The following is a 17560-nucleotide window of genomic DNA, read 5'->3' as shown; positions in this document are numbered from 1 at the left end:
CGATTGGTTTTTAGTTGTAATTATTTGATATTCAAATAATTACTGGTTATATAAAATAGAGAAATAACAAAGTTTTACAGTAAATCCTTTTGAAACCCCTATAAAACGGCAATTTTTTACAGTAAATGAGTTCAAATCATCAAAAGAAATACAGTTTTTCTGCCATTAGTATTAAACCTAAAGTGGCAACTCGCTTTCGGAAATTTTCCAAGGAAATTACCCATTCACATACTGATACGTTGGAAGCAATGATGAACTTTTTCGATTTGAACGAGCTATCCCCAAATGAATCTTTGGGTGCAAATATGAAGACTTTAGAGAATAGCTTAAAAAAACGAATCAATGCACTTGTAGCCATTATTAGGGATATTGAAAAAAACCAGACCAAACCCACCAATGCAATGTTGGAACTGCTCTTTCAGGAGAATCCAAAAGAGGAAGAAGCACAAGAAGAATTATTTGAATTTGAACAACAGGAATTGATTACAGAAAATGAGGAACTGAATCATTATCGAAATCGGTACGAAGAAGTTCAACAACAATTCCATTCCGTAAAATATGATTTAGAAAAAATCATTGATAAGACCACTTATGTTAAAAGCAGTTTTGGAGGTGGCTATTTAAAACTGGATTTAAGCAAAGATGAATTTGAAAACATTAAACAAAAATTATAATGTATATCACAGTAACCAAACAGACATTAGATGGCAATTATGCACAGAGCGTTTCCGATTTTGTCGCTTATCTCGAAAAAGAAAACGATGACAAATCCATTGATGAAATGGAACATTTTTTCAATCAGTATGGCGAAGAAATATCAGGTAAGGAAGTCATTAAAGAAATTGACGGAAATACGGCTAAACTCAAAAAGACCGAACCAAAGTTTTATTCCATTACAGTCAATCCGAGTGCTTATGAATTGAAGCGATTGCAAAATCATTCCGAGGAACTGAAAAAGTACACCCGAGAATTGATGAAAGAGTACGCTAAATCTTTTAATCGGGAAATAAACGGACGAGCTGTTACTGTAGATGACATTATATACTATGCCAAAATTGAGCATCAGCGTACGTATAAGGGAACGGATAGGAAAATTCAGGAGAACCAACCTTATGCCACCAAGATACTTCAAATTAAGAACGATATCCGGAAAATTAAAAGTGGCGAATTAGAAGGCAACATCAAAAAATTACAGCAAACGATGTCCCGATTGGAAAAAGAAGCACCACATCAACAAGATGGAAAACGCATTGTTAGAGGGATGCCTAAAGAAGGCTCTCAAAGCCATATCCATATTATTGTGAGCAGAAAGGATATGTCCAATAAATACAGTTTGTCCCCTGGTAGCAAGTACAAAGCTTCGGAAACCGTTTTTAATGGCAAACCTGTAAAACGTGGTTTTGATAGGGACAAATTCTTTAAGGCTTCTGAAAAAACGTTTGACACTCTATTTCAATACAAACGAAACTATGTTGAAACTTATAAGGCACGTAAAACATTCCTGAAAAATCCAAAGTTGTATTTCTCAATTCTTTCGGGATTGCCAACCAATGAAAAGGCAACTGCCTATAAAATACTTGCCAAATCTGGTGTACCCATAATGAATATTCCAACAAACAAAGTACAGTTGGCATTAAAGATAATCAACAAGTTAAAAAAAGGGATTGACCGAGCAATACAGTCGGGTTCTATTGGGATATGAGTATGTCAATACCACATATCATCCTTTTTATTGTTGTTCCGGTATTGTTTGTCAGTACAGTTTTATATGTGTTTCTTCATCAAGAAGAGCCCAAAAACGGAGATAAGAAATATCAGGTACGCTTTAAACTTCGTCGTGGAAAATTTCAAATCGAAAATATCAAGCGAGGTGCATCGATTATTGGCTCTGCGGGAAGCGGTAAAACAGAAAGTGTTATCTATAATTTTTTACAGCATTTTAGTACCCATCAATTTTGTGGTATCATACACGATTACAAGGATTTTGAACTTACCGAAATTGCCTACCCATTATTTAAAGAAAAGGATATTAAATTCTATACCATAGCTTTTGACCAAATCCATTATTGTGTAAACCCAATTACCCCAAGATATTTGCCCAATGAGGAAAGTGTGAATGAATTATCCAAGGTACTCATTGAAAATCTTTTGGAGTTCAACGAATCCAGTACAAACAGTACCACAAAATTCTTCAGTGATGCTGTTGAAGGTTTGATGGGTGGAATGATTTGGAAACTAAAAACGTCCTATCCTCAATATTGCACCCTGCCCCATTTGATTGCTATTTTTCAATCGATGACTACCAAACAGTTGGTTACTTTTGTGAGCTCAAATATCACTTCCCGAAGTATGGCAAGTGCTTTTATCAACGGAATGGATTCTGACAAACAAACGGCAGGTGTGAAAAGCACATTGGCCAATGCCTTTAAAAAGATAGGTTCACAACAGTTGTTTATGGCTTTGTCAAAAGATGAAGTACCATTGAATATCAACAGCAAGGACAATCCTGCTGTTATCTGCATCGTGAACCATCCCAAATATGAATCAGCTTACTCGCCTATCATCGCTGCAATTATGCACACAGTCATCAAGCAAATGAGCGTGAGAGGTCAACAGTCGTCATTTTTAATGATGGAAGAAGCCCCAACCATAAAGCTGCTTAATATGCACCGCATTCCCGCAACTTTAAGAAGCTATGATATTGCCACAATTTACGTGATGCAGGATAAAATTCAGAATGATATGCTATATGGAGACAAAGCGAGTAAGGCTATTTTGAGCAATCTTTCCTATCAGTTTTTCGGCAAAGTTAATGACCCAGATACTGCAAAATATTATGAGCGTTTCTTTGAGATTGTTCGTAAGGAAACCACAAGTATAAATCGTGGACACAATCTAAATTTTGATACGAGAATTACCACAGGCGAAAAAGAAGTTTCTAAACGTAGAGCAGATGTTTTTTTCCGTTTGAAACAAGGCGAGTTTATAACTTTTGCTGATGGCAAAGATAAAAGAGTTCAATTTAAACTACAAACGATTAAAAGAGAAATACCAAATCCTCATCAACATTTTACAACCGATGAATTAAAGCTCAATTTTGAACGGATTTATAGAGAGGCAAAATCTATATTTAAGGTTAACTAAAATTAGTAAATAAAGAACAACCATAGTTTTTGCACAACCTGTGCATCGATTAATTTGTATCTTTGTCAAACTTTATGAAAATATTCTTTTCCATATCAATGTCTATTTTATTCTTTTTTCAGGGAATCAGCATTGATATGGACTTTTGTGGGCCAATTAAAGAAATTTCAAGCATTATTACCCATTATCAAGGCCATAAAGTTTATGGAGACTCTTTCCTTGAATACGTAGTCGAAGATTACATTGACAATGGTGCAAAAAATGAAGGGCATCATCATAACCCTGATAAGGAGAATACACCAATCCATTCCCATCAGCAATGTTGTCACCCTTTAGTGTTAATGATTGAGAACAACAATTTGGCTTTAATTAATCAATTAAAGTTTGAAGGAAAAAAACAGGTTAACTTACATAAAGTAAACTTCTCTTCCAGATATTTGGAATCGCTTTTCCAACCCCCTAAAGTATAATTCAGTTTTTTTTAAGGATAGCTATATCCTAACGTGATGCTTCTCAAGATAGGCATTGCTATATAAATGCGTTGCACCTATTCGCATCGTAAGTTTTAAACTGAATTAATACTTTTTCTATGATTAACAAAATCATTTCATTTTCCATTAATAATAAATTTATTATTGGCTTATTTATAGTGGCACTTGTTGGTACGGGCATTTGGTCTATGGCCACTATAAACTTGGGTTCTGTACCCGATATAACAAACAACCAAGTACAGGTAATAACCGTGGCCCCAAACTTGGGGACAGAAGATATAGAACAATTTGTTACCTATCCCGTAGAATTGGCAATGGCCAATCTTCCTGACGTCATCGAGCTGCGTTCAGTATCCCGTTTTGGGCTGTCCGTGGTTACCATTGTTTTTAAGGACGAGGCAGGCACTTATCTGCCACGGCAATTGGTACAGGAGAAATTAACCGAAGTTGCCGGAGAAATCCCCGAAGGTTTTGGCACACCTTTTATGGCTCCCATAACAACAGGTCTGGGCGAAATTTTTCAATATACCTTAAAAGTAAAAGAAGGCTATGAAGACAAATATGATGCAATGGAGCTTCGCACCATCCAAGATTGGATTGTAAAACGCCAAATGGCTTTAGTGCCAGGCGTAGTCGAGGTCAATGCCTTTGGAGGTTATGTAAAACAATACGAAGTTGCCATTAATCCTGATAAACTAAAAAGTTTTGGCATTACAATGAATCAGGTATTTGAAGCTCTTAAAGTGAACAATGCCAATACCGGTGGTGCTTACATTGAAAAAAACCACCAAGCCAATTTTATCCGTGGCGAAGGGCTGGCTCGAAGTATCGCCGATTTGGAAAACACGGTTGTGACCACTCAAAATGGAAGCCCTGTCTTGGTAAGGGACGTTGCCGAAAAAGTGGGTTACGGAAACCAAGTGCGTTATGGTGCATTTACCCAAGACGGTCACGAATCTGTAGGCGGACAGATTTTGATGCTTAAAGGCGAAAGCCCTGGTACTGTGATAGAAAATGTACAAAACCGTATTGATGAAATACAAAAATCCTTGCCGGAAGGTGTTTATATAGCACCGTTTTTAAGTCGAAGTGAATTGATAGGAAGAACCACAAGTACAGTCGAGAAAAACCTTATTGAAGGTTCGCTGATTGTGATTTTTGTTTTGGTGCTATTGTTGGGAAGCTTCCGTGGTGGTTTGATTACAGCTTCGGTAATCCCATTATCACTGCTCTTCGCATTTATTTTGATGAAACAATTTGGGGTGTGGGCAAATTTAATGTCCTTGGGTGCAATCGACTTTGGAATCATCGTGGATGGTGCGGTAATCATTGTTGAAGGAATGGTTTTTCATATCCATCAACGGATGAAAAAAACCACAACTGCCATAGGTCAGCCCGAAATGGATGAAATAGCCTACGAATCGGCAAGTACGATGATGAATTCGGCATTTTTCGGACAATTGATTATCCTTATTGTATTTACACCGATTCTCTTTTTGACTGGTGTGGAAGGAAAAATGTTCCGTCCAATGGCTTTTACCTTTGGATTTGCCGTTTTAGGAGCGATTATCCTTTGTCTTACTTACGTCCCAATGATTTCGTCGATGTTCTTGAAACCAGCAAAGAACCAAAACGGTTGGTTTGCCAAGTTTGAAAATAAAATTGATAGGTTCAGTGATAAAATAATGTCTGGGCTAAATAGAGGATATGTACCGTTGCTCAATTTTGCACTTCGTTTTCGGGCTGGTGTCGTTATAGGCGCAGTTACCCTACTATTAATCGCAGGATTTATCTTCAGCAACATGGGCGGCGAATTTATCCCAAAATTTGATGAGGGCGATATTGCGTTTCAAGCGTTGATAAAACCAGGTAGCAGTCTTACCGAGTCCATCGAGGCTTCAAAAAAACTTCAAAATTTAATCAATGAATTTCCAGAAGTAAAAACAGTAATTTCAAGAATTGGGGTTGCCGAAATCCCAACCGACCCAATGCCTATGGACATTGCGGATAGTTATATCATTCTTGAAAAAGATAAGAGCAAATGGACTTCAGCAGACAGCAAAGAAGAACTTATCGAAAAAATACAGGAAAAAATTTCAGTTGTTCCAGGCGTAAATTTCGTGTTTACCCAACCTGTAGAACTTCGTTTTAATGAATTATTGACGGGTGTCCGAGAAGATGTTGCCATTAAACTATATGGGGAAGATTTGGGCGTTTTGGCAGACAAGGTACAGGAAATCGCTGCGGTCATTAGAACTGTACCCGGAGCGGCTGACCTCAATGTGGAAGCTACAAGTGGCTTACCTCAAATGACGGTGGAATACAATCGCGCAAAAATGGCACAATACGGTGTAACCGTGGATAAATTGAATGATTATGTAAGTGCCGCCTTTGCAGGAGAAGAAGCAGGTGTAATTTTTGAAGGCGAAAAACGGTTCGATGTGGTTATCCGATTGGCAAAGGAATTTAGACAAGACATCAACAACCTTAAAAATCTTTATATCGATTTACCAAATGGAGCGCAAGTACCATTAAAGGAAGTGGCGGAAATCAGTTATAAACCCGGACCGATGCAAATTTCAAGGGACAATACCTCCCGTCGTATTTCAGTAGGGGTCAATGTCCGTGGCCGTGACGTAAAATCGATGGTCGAGGAAATACAGCAAAAACTGGAAACACAAGTAAAATTGCCACCTGGTTATTTTGTAACCTACGGAGGTTCGTTCGAAAACCTACAACGTGCTTCTGACCGATTGATGATTGTAGTGCCTATTGCACTTTTCTTAATATTCATATTGCTTTATTTTGCCTTGAGCTCATTCTCACAATCGGTAATGATTTATATGGCAGTGCCTTTGGCGGCCATTGGTGGCGTATTTGCTCTTTGGATAAGAGGAATGCCTTTTAGCATTTCCGCAGGTGTTGGCTTTATCGTGCTCTTTGGGGTTGCAGTTTTAAACGGATTGGTACTGATAAACAAATTCAATGAATTAAAAGAAAGTGGAATGACAAACTTAAAAGACAGAATATACGAAGCCACCCACGAGCGTTTACGCCCAATTTTATTGACGGCAACCGCAGCCATTATGGGCTTTATCCCAATGGCGGTTTCTACCTCTGGTGGCGCGGAAGTGCAACGACCTTTAGCAACGGTTGTTATTGGAGGATTGCTTACAGCTACTTTTTTAACGCTTGTAGTCCTTCCCGTATTATACTATTGGCTTGAATCACGAAAAGAAAAGAAAGAAAATGATGGCGATGTAAGCTATATCAACAAATCCACGAATATTATAACCATATTTTTGATGGTTGGAGGTTTGATGGCTTCTAGTACTTCATTTGCCCAAGACACCAATCAAGATGGTACAATCCCAAAGACCTTGACCATTGATGAGGCCATTGCTGTGGCTAAACAGAATTATCCATCACTTAAAGAAAGCCAAGCATTTATTGAACGGGAAAAGGCACTAAAGGGAACGAGTTTTGACCTTGGTAGCACTCAAGTTTTCACGGGCAAAGAAGAATATGGAAATAATCTTCCTGGAGTGCAGACAACCGTTGGTGTACAACAGAGCAACATTGATTTGCTTTCCGGTTTTTCAAAATCGAAGTTTTACAAAGAGCGTATTGCCTTGGGAGAAAAGTTTTATGTGGCCAGTGAACAACAATTGGTGCGTAATGTGATGCAGGCGTATGACCAAATTAATTATTATAAGGCACAGTTGCGCTTTGCAGACCAATTGGACAGTATTTATGCCAATTTTAAGACCGCTGCCCAACTTCGCTATGATACGGGAGAAACAGGTAAATTGGAGTTTATTTCAGCCTCTTCCGAATTTCAACAGATTCAAGTATTAAGGCAACAAGCCTTTGATGATATTGAAATTGCCAAGCGCGCCTTAAAACAATATTTAGGAACCGATGAATCCATTGAGACCATTAGTGAACCATACAAAACATTGGATTTTATGGCGACATTGGATTCCATTTCGGTGGCCAATAACCCAATGTTGCAATATGCATTACAAAATGCCGAAGTAAGTAAAGCAAACGTGGGTGTTGAGAAATCACAATTCCTACCGAAATTCAGTTTTTCCTATGGAAGACAAGTAGTAGATGAAGTGTCAGGCTTCAACACCTATCAGGCAGGTATTAGTATTCCGTTGTGGTTTTTTCCCCAGAAGTCAAGGGTAAAGGCAGCCAAGGCAGACGCAATGGTAGCAGAGAATCAGTATTTGGAGCAAAAGGCGGTTACAGAAAGTCGCGTGTCGCAGTTGGCCAAATCTCTTGAAAAGACAAAGAAGATTTTGCAATATTACGAAGAAGGCGCACTATTGTTGGCAGAACAACAAATTACCACAGCGCAATTGGCATCCAAGGAAGGCGAAATAGATTATGTCAATTACATCACGATTCTCAACAGTGCCATCAGGATAAAACAAAATCATTTACAGTACATCAATCAGTTTAACCAGCAGACCATTGATATGCAATATCAATTGGGCAATTTATAACCTTAAAAAAAGAAAAATGAAGAATATATTATTAGTAAGCACCGTATTATTTACACTTATGTTTATGAGTTGTAATGATGCTCCAAAATCTGAACTTGGGCATAACGAAGCCGAAGGCGTATCAAAAACCAATGAAGCTGGAGAAGATGCACACGGCGAGGAAGGCCACAATGAAGGAGAAGAAGAAGGTCATAGTGAGGAAGAAGGTGTTGTGGAGCTCACAAAGCAACAGGCCGAAACCATTGGTTTGGAAATGAAACCTTTGGAGGAACGTAATTTAGGGAACAACATTAAGGTAACAGGAACGCTGGAACTTTTCCCACAGGACAAGGCGAACATAAGCCCGTTTGTTGGTGGAAATGTGAGTTCCATAAAAGTCATCCCTGGAGATAACGTAAACAAAGGTCAGGTGCTGGCATATATAGAACACCCAGATATCATTGCAATGCAACAGGATTATCAGGAAAAAAATGACGAACTGGTGTTTTTGAAACAGGATTTTGAACGTAAGCAGACCCTTTATGATAAAGGCGTTTCTTCTGGTAAGGAATTTCAGATGGCACAGTCAAAATTTCGTTCTACAACATCCAGCGTCAATGGTTTGCGGTCCCAATTGAGACTGTTGGGAATTAACCCAGACAAAGTGGCGGAAGGCCAAATATATCCCGCTGTTCCCATTACCACGCCCATAAGTGGTTACGTGGATGAAGTAATGATTAGCCTTGGCGATTACGTGGCACAACAATCCAAAATGTTCTCAATAAGCGATAATTCAAAAATTTATGTCAACTTCAAAGTATATGAAAAGGACATAAAGCAAATCAAGCAAGGGCAACAGATATATTTTTCCACGGCCTCTCGCCCAGATGAACTGCTTAAGGCCACCGTTCGGTCTGTAGGCAAAACTTTCGAGTCTGACCCAAAAGCTTTGGAAGTTCTTGCAGATATAGAAAACAAGGATAAAAACCTTTTGCCAGGTATGTATGTGGAAGGGCGCATAGTGCAGGGCGATAAAAAGGGTTTTGCCGTACCGGAAGCCGCCATTATAAAGGAAGGCGAGCAATCCTTCATTTTCATTTTGGATGAAGATGAGGAAATGGAATCTGACAAAATGAAATTCAAAATGATACCCGTAACGGTTGGTATTACCGATTTAGGTTTTGTTGAAGTCAATCTTCCTGCTGAAGTTTCAAAGGATGCCAAAGTGGTCATAAACGGAGCTTATAACCTGTCTTCGGAAATGGTTAAGGGCGAACTGGAACACGGACATTAATTCAATAATAATCAAAGGTTTTGAGTCCGAGTTTGTTTATCGTCTTAATTAGTTAGTTAAAAATTAGAAAAACAGGCTCGGTTCAAAATCGATTAAAAATTTAAAATATGAAATGAGCCACAACAATTTTGGATACCAACCGAAATGTTGATTGGCGAAATCAGAGATTCACGAACACCTTTAAATAAAATAAAAACGATGTGAGTAATTACATATGACCATTAAAAAACAAATAAATATCAACAGATGAAAGAAATAAAAGCATTTATAAAACCGAACCGAATCCAAAGAGTCATTGAAGCACTTTCTGACAATGGATTTGAAAGTATGACCCTTTCACAAGCAGAAGGCACGGGCGCATTCAAGGCAAAAGGTGCAAGACCGTCGCTAGATTTTCACGTAACAGATAGTCCTGTGGTAAAATTGGAATTGGTCTGTCAAAATGAGGAAGCCCAAGCGGCCATTGAAACAATTATAGCCAACGCCAAAACCGACGGGCCTGGAGATGGTATTATTTATATAGCAAATATTGAAGATGCCTTTCAGATTAAAACAGGAGATTCCTTAAAACGGCACGACCTGTAAACCTCTTTTTAAACAAATGGAAAAAATAGTTCAATTTTTAGAAAGCAAAGGAATACGGCCTACAGCTATGCGCCTTATGACCTATAAGCGGTTGGCAGAGTTGAATGTTGCCATCAGCCTTGGCGACTTGGAAAAGGATTTTAAGGTCAGTGAAAGAAGTACCCTATTTAGGACTATGAAAGCGTTTGAAGAAAAAGGTATTGTGCATCAAATCGAGGATGGGACAGGAATTATAAAATACGCCCTTTGCGAAGAAAATTGTGAATGCGAGGTCGGCAACGACCTTCATTTGCACTTTCATTGCAACAATTGTAATGAGACGGTCTGTTTAACAGAACATAAAATCCCTCATATCAACTTGCCTGATGGTTATATTACCGAGGATATCAACTTGGTGGTAAAGGGTATCTGCGAAAAATGCAGTGGCAATTTGGATTAAACCTTTGGTTTTTAAATTCAATTATCATTTATAAATAATTAGCAATGATAACAATCTATAAAAAAGAGGCTACGGTATATATGGTAGCAGAGAATAAGCTGGATGCCAAGGATTATGAAAACTTGATACCGGTCTTAACAGAACACATAAATGCATATCAGGAAGTGTTCTGGTACATTGAAATGCAAAATTTTGAAGGCTGGACGGTAAGTGCCTATTGGAAGGTTATTGAATTAAATCTTCCGAATGAAAAGCATTTAAAGCGTGTTGCTTTGGTGGGTAGCGTTAAATGGCAAGAGCAATTTACCGAGGTATTGCTTCCTTTTTCAGAAGCCCATATAAAATTTTATAAGACCGAAGAAAAAGACGATGCCAAAGAGTGGATAAAATAAAAATAAAAAATGGAAAAACTACAACTAAAAATACCGGTCATCCTTCCGCAAGTTCCTAACGAAAAAGATTCTTGTGTTGAAAGGCTTATTCAAAAACTACAAGCTAAAGAGGGCATCGAAAAAGTGCACATTGCCGATGCAAACGGAGCTAATGTGCCACAGCTCTGTTTTCATTATGACCCAGATATCATTTCCATCGACCGCATTCAATCCCTCGCCGAAAGTACTGGTGCCGAGATTACCGAAAAATACGGGCATTTGCTCATTGAAGTTAAAGGAATCAGACACACAAGACAGGCTCGTTCCATAGAGAAAAGCCTTTTGGCAATCAATGGAGTTTTGGAAGCTTCCGTTTCAGGCTCTGGAATGGTACGACTTGAGTTTGATAAAAAGCAAACAAATTTTGATGAAATAAGCAAACAAATTGAAAAGGAAGACCTTCAGGTTCAACGCAGTGCTTCAAACGAAAATGATTACACCAAAGCATCCAAAAAACAGGAGCGTTCAAAGAAGGAAGAGACTAAAGAGCAAACTTCCACAGAGGGACACGAGTACAAAGAAGGCGAGACCCACGAGGAAGGAGAAGAGCACGCCCACGGTGGTATTTTCGGTAAAAATACGGAGCTCATTTTTTCCATTATCTGTGGGGCACTTCTCGGAATAGGTTTCGGCCTTTCCTATGTGGAATCCATCCCAGATTGGGTCAGTCTTACTTTATACATTGGCGCTTACTTTTTCGGTGGTTTCTTTACGGCCAAGGAAGCAGTACAGACCGTCGCCAAAGGCGGTTTTGAAATTGACTTCTTAATGTTGGTTGCCGCCATTGGTGCCGCCATTCTGGGAGAATGGGCAGAAGGTGCATTGTTATTGTTCCTGTTTAGTTTGGGGCACGCCCTTGAACATTATGCAATGGAAAAGGCCCGAAAGTCCATTGCGGCACTGGCAGATTTGGCACCAAAAACGGCATTGCTCAAAAAAGATGGCAAGACAGAAGAAGTCGGGATTGAAAAATTAATTATAGGTGATATCATTGTGGTCAAGCCCAACAGTAAAATATCTGCCGATGGTGTTGTGGTCAAAGGAAAAAGCAGTGTCAACCAAGCACCTATCACAGGGGAAAGTGTACCTGTGGACAAAATTCCTGTGGAAGATACGGGCAAGGACTATTCAGCAGACGATGATATCAAGGACGAAAACCGCGTTTTTGCTGGAACTATCAACGGTAATAATACTCTGGAAATAAAGGTAATCAAAGAAGCCAAAGACTCTACGCTGTCCCGACTGGTCAAATTGGTCAACGAGGCACAGACCCAGAAATCCCCTACCCAACTGTTGACCGACAAGTTTGAAAAATATTTTGTACCATCCGTACTGATATTGGTTAGTATCCTACTCTTTGCCTTTTTGGTCATTGATGAACCGTTTAGTGCCAGTTTTTACCGTGCAATGGCAGTATTGGTAGCTGCCAGCCCCTGTGCACTCGCCATTTCAACACCAAGTGCGGTATTAAGCGGTGTGGCACGGGCAGCACGGGGCGGTGTACTTATCAAAGGTGGGCGACCACTTGAGGATTTAGGGGTCATTACCGCTTTGGCTTTTGATAAAACGGGCACGCTTACCGAAGGCAAGCCCAAACTTACCGAAGTAGTACCACTGGGAAATATTGAAGAAAATGAACTGTTAAAGATAGCCGTTGCCGTTGAAAACTTGAGCGACCACCCTTTGGCCAAAGCCGTCGTAAGGGATGGGAAAGAGCGTCTGAAAGGTACTGATATTACCGATGCGTCAGATTTGGAAGCGGTTCTAGGAAAAGGTATCAAAGCGTCCTTTGGCAAGGATAAAATCTATATTGGAAACCTTGACTTGTACGAAGACCTCGATGAAGCAATACCATCCGAAGAAATATCGAATAAAGTAAAAGAACTTGAAGGTGGTGGAAATACCACAATGCTCATAAGAAGGAACAAAGAATATATAGGTATCATCGCCCTGATGGATACCCCACGGGAAGCGGCCAAGGAAACCCTTAAAAAATTAAAGGAAATCGGTATTAAGCGGATGATAATGCTAACTGGCGATAATCAAAAGGTTGCCGATGCCGTTGCTAAAGAAATTGGATTGACCGATGCTTGGGGAAGCCTGTTGCCAGAGGAAAAGGTAGATGCCATTAAAAAATTAAAAGAACAGGAATCCAAAGTCGCAATGGTTGGCGACGGTGTGAACGATGCCCCTGCAATGGCAAACAGCACCGTAGGAATCGCAATGGGTGCAGCGGGCAGTGATGTGGCATTGGAAACGGCTGACATTGCCCTAATGGCCGATAAACTGGAAACCCTGCCCTTTGCCATAGGTTTGAGCAGGAAGGCAAAGGCCATAATCAAGCAGAACCTTTGGGTAAGCCTTGGGGTTGTGGCACTTTTGATACCGGCTACCATTTTGAGTTGGGCAAATATAGGGGTTGCCGTTGCGTTTCACGAGGGGTCTACCTTGGTAGTCGTGGCCAATGCTCTGCGCCTTTTGGCTTATAAAAAAGATTAGAAAAATTGGGACATAGAAGAACCTGGTTTTTTGAAAGAATATTAAATGACAAAGACGGAAAAAACATTATTGGCTAAAGGGATTCGACCTACTCAAATGAGGTCGAAGATATACAAGTTCCTGAAAAGGAAACAAAGTGCCGTGTCCTTTTCCGATTTAAAAAAAGCCTTTGTTCAAAAGAGCGAAACCAATAAAACAGCCAACAGAACGACCTTTTATCGCAATCTCAAGATTTTTGAGGATAAAGGGTTGATTCATCAGATTAATGATGGTGTCGGGGTGTCAAAATATGCGATTTCTGATGAAAATGCCAAAGGTAAATACGGTACAGATTTACATATGCACTTTCATTGTACCGATTGTAGGAAAACAATCTGTTTACCAAATAAAATATCGGAAGAAAGCTTGCCAGACGATTATGAAGTGAACGATGTGAACCTTGTATTGAAAGGAATTTGTGAAAAATGCAGAAAAAAATAACAGGTGGGAGTACTTGAACCTTGAACCCTTGCGCCCAATGGTCCAGTTCAGGTTTCTTCCACCCTCTTTAACTACAAAATATGACAGAACTAAAAAAATCATTATCAGAAGGCATCATAAGGGCGGAAGAATGGTTTTATGATTTAGAAGGATAATACTTAATTAAAAACTATATAAAATGTTACAGATAATCGAGTTAAAAGAAAAAAATATTGTTGCAACAAAAGCTTCGGGAAAATTGAGAAAAGAAGATATAGAAAAAATCCATCCACTTATCCACGCTATACTGGACAAGGGAATGAAAGTCCGTTGGTATTTTGAGATGGTCAACTTTACGGGTTGGGATTTACCTGGTTTATGGGAAGACCTGAAAATGGACACAGCCCACGCCACGGACTATGAAAAAATAGCAATGGTAGGAGATAAAAAATGGCAGAATTGGATAACCCAATTTATGAAACCTTTTACCAACGCCGATATTAAGTATTTCAATTTAGACCAAAAGGAAGAGGCCAAAAGTTGGATTGAAAGCCTGTAAAGTTTATAACTGTACAAGACAAACGATGAATAAAAAAAACATTCTTATTACCATTTTAATTGGGTTTGCAGTAGGTGTTTTTATCCTTCAACCTTTTGGAATAACAATTTTCACGTTTAGCAGACAGAATTATGAAATTAATTGGTGGCAATATTTAATAAATAATTTCATTGAAATTTTGAATATCAATGGGAATCAAATTTTTGAGAACACTCTGTTTGGCTTATTAGGTGCAAGTGTTGCGCTGATTTATTATTTCGGTAAAAGAGAAAAGGATATAGATAACAAGTAGCGGTAAATCGTTATAGGAATGAGCGAAATTTTTTATTTAAATAAGTTAAGTGAAAACTTAATTAATAGCAGGCAGCTTTTATGATGCTTTTTAAAGCAAAATGATTAATAGCATTAAAAGCAAAAGTAGAAGCTGCTTTTTTAAATTATACAAGTAAAGATGGGCATTATGAATATTAAACATTGTTTTTTAATAATCTTGTTGGTTAGTTATTATAAGGTAAATGCCCAAAAAGTTTATACAACTGAAGAAGGTCATATTATGATGATGACTTTGGTTGACAATAAACCCGTCAAGGCAGAAAGCCATAAATTGGCACTATATCTTGATTATGATTCCAAAGTGGTCAATGGTGTACTCGACCTTAAGACTTTATCAACAGATAGTCCTAAAATCAATGCCCTTTTAGAACAGCGGGAAGACCCTTTAATACTACGATTTACTGGCACAATTCCATCACAAGATTTTTTATCAAAACGGCACGACCCTATCAACTTTAATTGGCTGATAGATGTTACTTATCAAGGGAAATCCTTTAAATCACAATTTAAAGCAACCATTACCCATATAGAACAAGGAGTAAGTATGTCCTGCCTGATAAGTGCAACCGGACAATTATTGGTTTCAAATACTGGTTTGGATTCCTTAATAAAGGGTATCGATGATACCATAGAGGTGCAGTTTGCCCAATTGGTGTTGAGATTGGAATGACTGTGAATTTAAATAAAATTATAATTTAAATAAATGAAAAAGAAAAAGCAAAATTCACAGCATATAAATGACAGCGAAAATTGTTGCATTGGCAATGATGGTAGCCATAACAGTAATGACAACGCAAGTACTTTTAAAATTTATTTGCCCGCTACATTCAGCTTTGTAATGCTGATAACTGGAATTATCGTTGATTATCTGGAGATTTTCCCGCATTTTTCCGATTGGATAAGGATTGTTTGGTATGTTATGGCCTATATTCCTGTTGGATTTCCAGTTATAATTGAAGGCTGGGAAAGTATTAAAAAAGGAGATTTCTTTACGGAATTTCTTTTGATGTCAATTGCCACAATAGGGGCATTCGCCATTGGCGAATATCCTGAAGGTGTTGCCGTGATGCTATTTTATGCCGTGGGCGAATTGTTCCAAAGTGCCGCGGTTAAAAAAGCCAAGGGAAGCATCAAGGCATTACTGGATGTACGACCTAATGAAGCCTTGGTCTATAGGAACAAAAATTATATTTCTGTAAATCCAGAAACCGTTGCCATTGGCGAAAAAGTACAAGTTCGTGTGGGCGAAAAAATCCCTTTGGATGGTATTTTACTTTCTGAAAAAGGCTCGTTCAATACAGCGGCTTTAACGGGCGAAAGTAAACCCGATACCATTGCAAAGGGAGAAAAAGTATTTGCGGGAAGCATAAATTTGGACGGTGTAATTGAAATAGAAACCACCAAAGAATTTAAGGACAGTTCTATTGCACGAATCCTCGAAATGGTTCAGAATGCCACGGCACGTAAATCGAAAACAGAATTGTTTATTAGAATATTTGCAAGAATTTATACGCCTATTGTAGTGTTCTTGGCGATTGGGTTAACATTTTTACCTTACTTTTTTGTGGATGAATACGTGTTTAGCGATTGGTTATACAGGGCATTGATATTCTTGGTCATTTCCTGCCCGTGTGCTTTGGTAATCTCTATTCCGTTGGGTTATTTTGGTGGATTGGGAGCAGCATCCAAAAATGGGATTCTCTTTAAGGGCGCATCCTTTTTGGACGAAATGACAAAAGTAACCACGGTTGTAATGGACAAAACCGGAACTGTGACCAAAGGTGTTTTCAAAATTAAAAATGTCGTCGTAAATAATGGGTCATTGAGCGAAGCCGAAATGATGAAATACCTGATGGCGATGGAAGAACAATCAACACATCCCATTGCCAAGGCCATAATGGAATACAAAGCTGATGGCGAAGATTTTCAGGCAACCAAAGTAACTGAAGTTGCAGGAAAAGGATTAAAGGGAACGGTCAATGGCAAAATTGTTTTAGTTGGGAATAAACCATTGATGACTTCAAATAATATTGAAGTTCCATCTGAAACCGACAACATTGTAGAATCCGTTGTGATGGTTTCTATTGAAAACAAATTCGCTGGCTATGTCATCATTGCAGACGAATTGAAAGCAGATGCCCACGAAGCCATCAAACAAATTCGAGAATCCGGTATTTCCAAAATCATAATGCTTTCCGGCGATAAGGATTCCATAACCCAACAAGTGGCAAAAGAAATGAGTATTGATACTGCAAAAGGCGGTTTGTTACCAGAAGATAAGCTCAACGAAGTTGAGCATTTGAAAAAACAATTTAATACTAAAGTAGCCTTTATAGGCGATGGCATCAACGATGCACCGGTTTTGGCAGCGAGCGATGTTGGCATTGCAATGGGTGGTTTGGGCAGCGATGTGGCGATAGAGACCGCAGATGTAATCATCCAAACAGACCAACCAAGTAAAATAGCTAGAGCCATAAAAATAGGACGTTCTACAAGACGCATCGTTTGGCAGAATATTGGGTTGGCCTTTGGTGTAAAAGCAGTGGTTTTGGTTTTGGGCGCAGGTGGTCTGGCAACGATGTGGGAAGCAGTTTTTGCCGATGTAGGCGTGGCCTTGTTAGCCATTCTGAATGCGGTTCGATTACAGAAGATGAATTGGAAATAGTATAAAAGAATGTCTCAAAATATGGATAAGCCGGGTAAACTGACCCACCTTCGCCGGATAAAACTGACCATAGCAAACGAACTGCCCAGATTTGATCTATCCTTGGGTTAAACTTAGTTTTTATTTTTTAATTTTCTTCTCATCGATTCTCCTTTTATATCTATTCTG

The 17560-nt window shown here is 38.9% G+C and carries 15 protein-coding genes; all 15 read left to right on the top strand.

The annotated features are described in order from the left end of the window. The first annotated feature begins 125 nt into the window (after positions 1 to 125). The 15 genes from EZV76_RS16165 to EZV76_RS16090 all read left to right on the top strand — a co-directional run bounded on the left by EZV76_RS16165 (position 126) and on the right by EZV76_RS16090 (position 17392). Positions 126 to 674, top strand: coding sequence for a BfmA/BtgA family mobilization protein (locus EZV76_RS16165; protein ID WP_027126753.1), 549 nt, complete (start codon positions 126 to 128; stop codon positions 672 to 674). Then, complete coding sequence (mobB, locus tag EZV76_RS16160) at positions 674 to 1702, top strand: MobB family relaxase (RefSeq protein ID WP_025743390.1); 1029 nt, start codon at positions 674 to 676, stop codon at positions 1700 to 1702. Before EZV76_RS16165 ends, mobB begins: the two co-directional genes overlap by 1 nt. After that, complete coding sequence (locus EZV76_RS16155; RefSeq protein WP_028281656.1) at positions 1699 to 3144, top strand: type IV secretory system conjugative DNA transfer family protein; 1446 nt, start codon at positions 1699 to 1701, stop codon at positions 3142 to 3144. Before mobB ends, EZV76_RS16155 begins: the two co-directional genes overlap by 4 nt. 74 nt (positions 3145 to 3218) lie before the next feature. Then, complete coding sequence (locus EZV76_RS16150; protein ID WP_236640947.1) at positions 3219 to 3614, top strand: hypothetical protein; 396 nt, start codon at positions 3219 to 3221, stop codon at positions 3612 to 3614. Between the two features lie 119 nt (positions 3615 to 3733). After that, positions 3734 to 8149, top strand: coding sequence for a CusA/CzcA family heavy metal efflux RND transporter (locus EZV76_RS16145; protein WP_136567583.1), 4416 nt, complete (start codon positions 3734 to 3736; stop codon positions 8147 to 8149). Positions 8150 to 8165: 16 nt separating this feature from the next. Continuing rightward, positions 8166 to 9422, top strand: a complete 1257-nt coding sequence (locus EZV76_RS16140) for an efflux RND transporter periplasmic adaptor subunit (RefSeq protein ID WP_117020858.1) — start codon at positions 8166 to 8168, stop codon at positions 9420 to 9422. A 246-nt stretch (positions 9423 to 9668) separates the two neighbouring features. After that, entirely contained in the window at positions 9669 to 10007 is a 339-nt protein-coding gene (locus tag EZV76_RS16135) for a P-II family nitrogen regulator (RefSeq protein WP_026775392.1), read from the top strand. A gap of 16 nt (positions 10008 to 10023) precedes the next feature. Further along, positions 10024 to 10446, top strand: a complete 423-nt coding sequence (locus tag EZV76_RS16130) for a Fur family transcriptional regulator (RefSeq protein ID WP_008992770.1) — start codon at positions 10024 to 10026, stop codon at positions 10444 to 10446. Positions 10447 to 10490: 44 nt separating this feature from the next. Continuing rightward, the gene (locus EZV76_RS16125) at positions 10491 to 10838 is read left to right on the top strand and encodes a SpoIIAA family protein (protein WP_136567582.1); all 348 of its coding nucleotides are present in this window, start codon (positions 10491 to 10493) and stop codon (positions 10836 to 10838) included. 9 nt (positions 10839 to 10847) lie between these two features. Continuing rightward, positions 10848 to 13376: a heavy metal translocating P-type ATPase gene (locus EZV76_RS16120; protein ID WP_136567581.1), complete on the top strand. Its 2529-nt coding sequence runs from the start codon at positions 10848 to 10850 to the stop codon at positions 13374 to 13376. A gap of 45 nt (positions 13377 to 13421) precedes the next feature. Continuing rightward, complete coding sequence (locus EZV76_RS16115; protein ID WP_136567580.1) at positions 13422 to 13856, top strand: Fur family transcriptional regulator; 435 nt, start codon at positions 13422 to 13424, stop codon at positions 13854 to 13856. Positions 13857 to 14034: 178 nt separating this feature from the next. Continuing rightward, positions 14035 to 14394 (top strand): SpoIIAA family protein, encoded by a 360-nt coding sequence (locus tag EZV76_RS16105; protein WP_025743380.1) that lies wholly within the window; start codon positions 14035 to 14037, stop codon positions 14392 to 14394. Positions 14395 to 14419: 25 nt separating this feature from the next. Next, complete coding sequence (locus EZV76_RS16100; protein ID WP_025743379.1) at positions 14420 to 14686, top strand: hypothetical protein; 267 nt, start codon at positions 14420 to 14422, stop codon at positions 14684 to 14686. Between the two features lie 261 nt (positions 14687 to 14947). Next, complete coding sequence (locus EZV76_RS16095; protein WP_236640946.1) at positions 14948 to 15397, top strand: hypothetical protein; 450 nt, start codon at positions 14948 to 14950, stop codon at positions 15395 to 15397. Positions 15398 to 15430: 33 nt separating this feature from the next. Continuing rightward, positions 15431 to 17392 (top strand): heavy metal translocating P-type ATPase, encoded by a 1962-nt coding sequence (locus EZV76_RS16090; protein WP_136567578.1) that lies wholly within the window; start codon positions 15431 to 15433, stop codon positions 17390 to 17392. Positions 17393 to 17560 lie beyond the last annotated feature (168 nt).

Source organism: Flagellimonas alvinocaridis (assembly GCF_004916895.1).
GTDB lineage: Bacteria > Bacteroidota > Bacteroidia > Flavobacteriales > Flavobacteriaceae > Flagellimonas > Flagellimonas alvinocaridis.
Note: the sequence above shows the minus strand (reverse complement) of the source record. Positions and strands in the feature narration are given on the sequence as shown.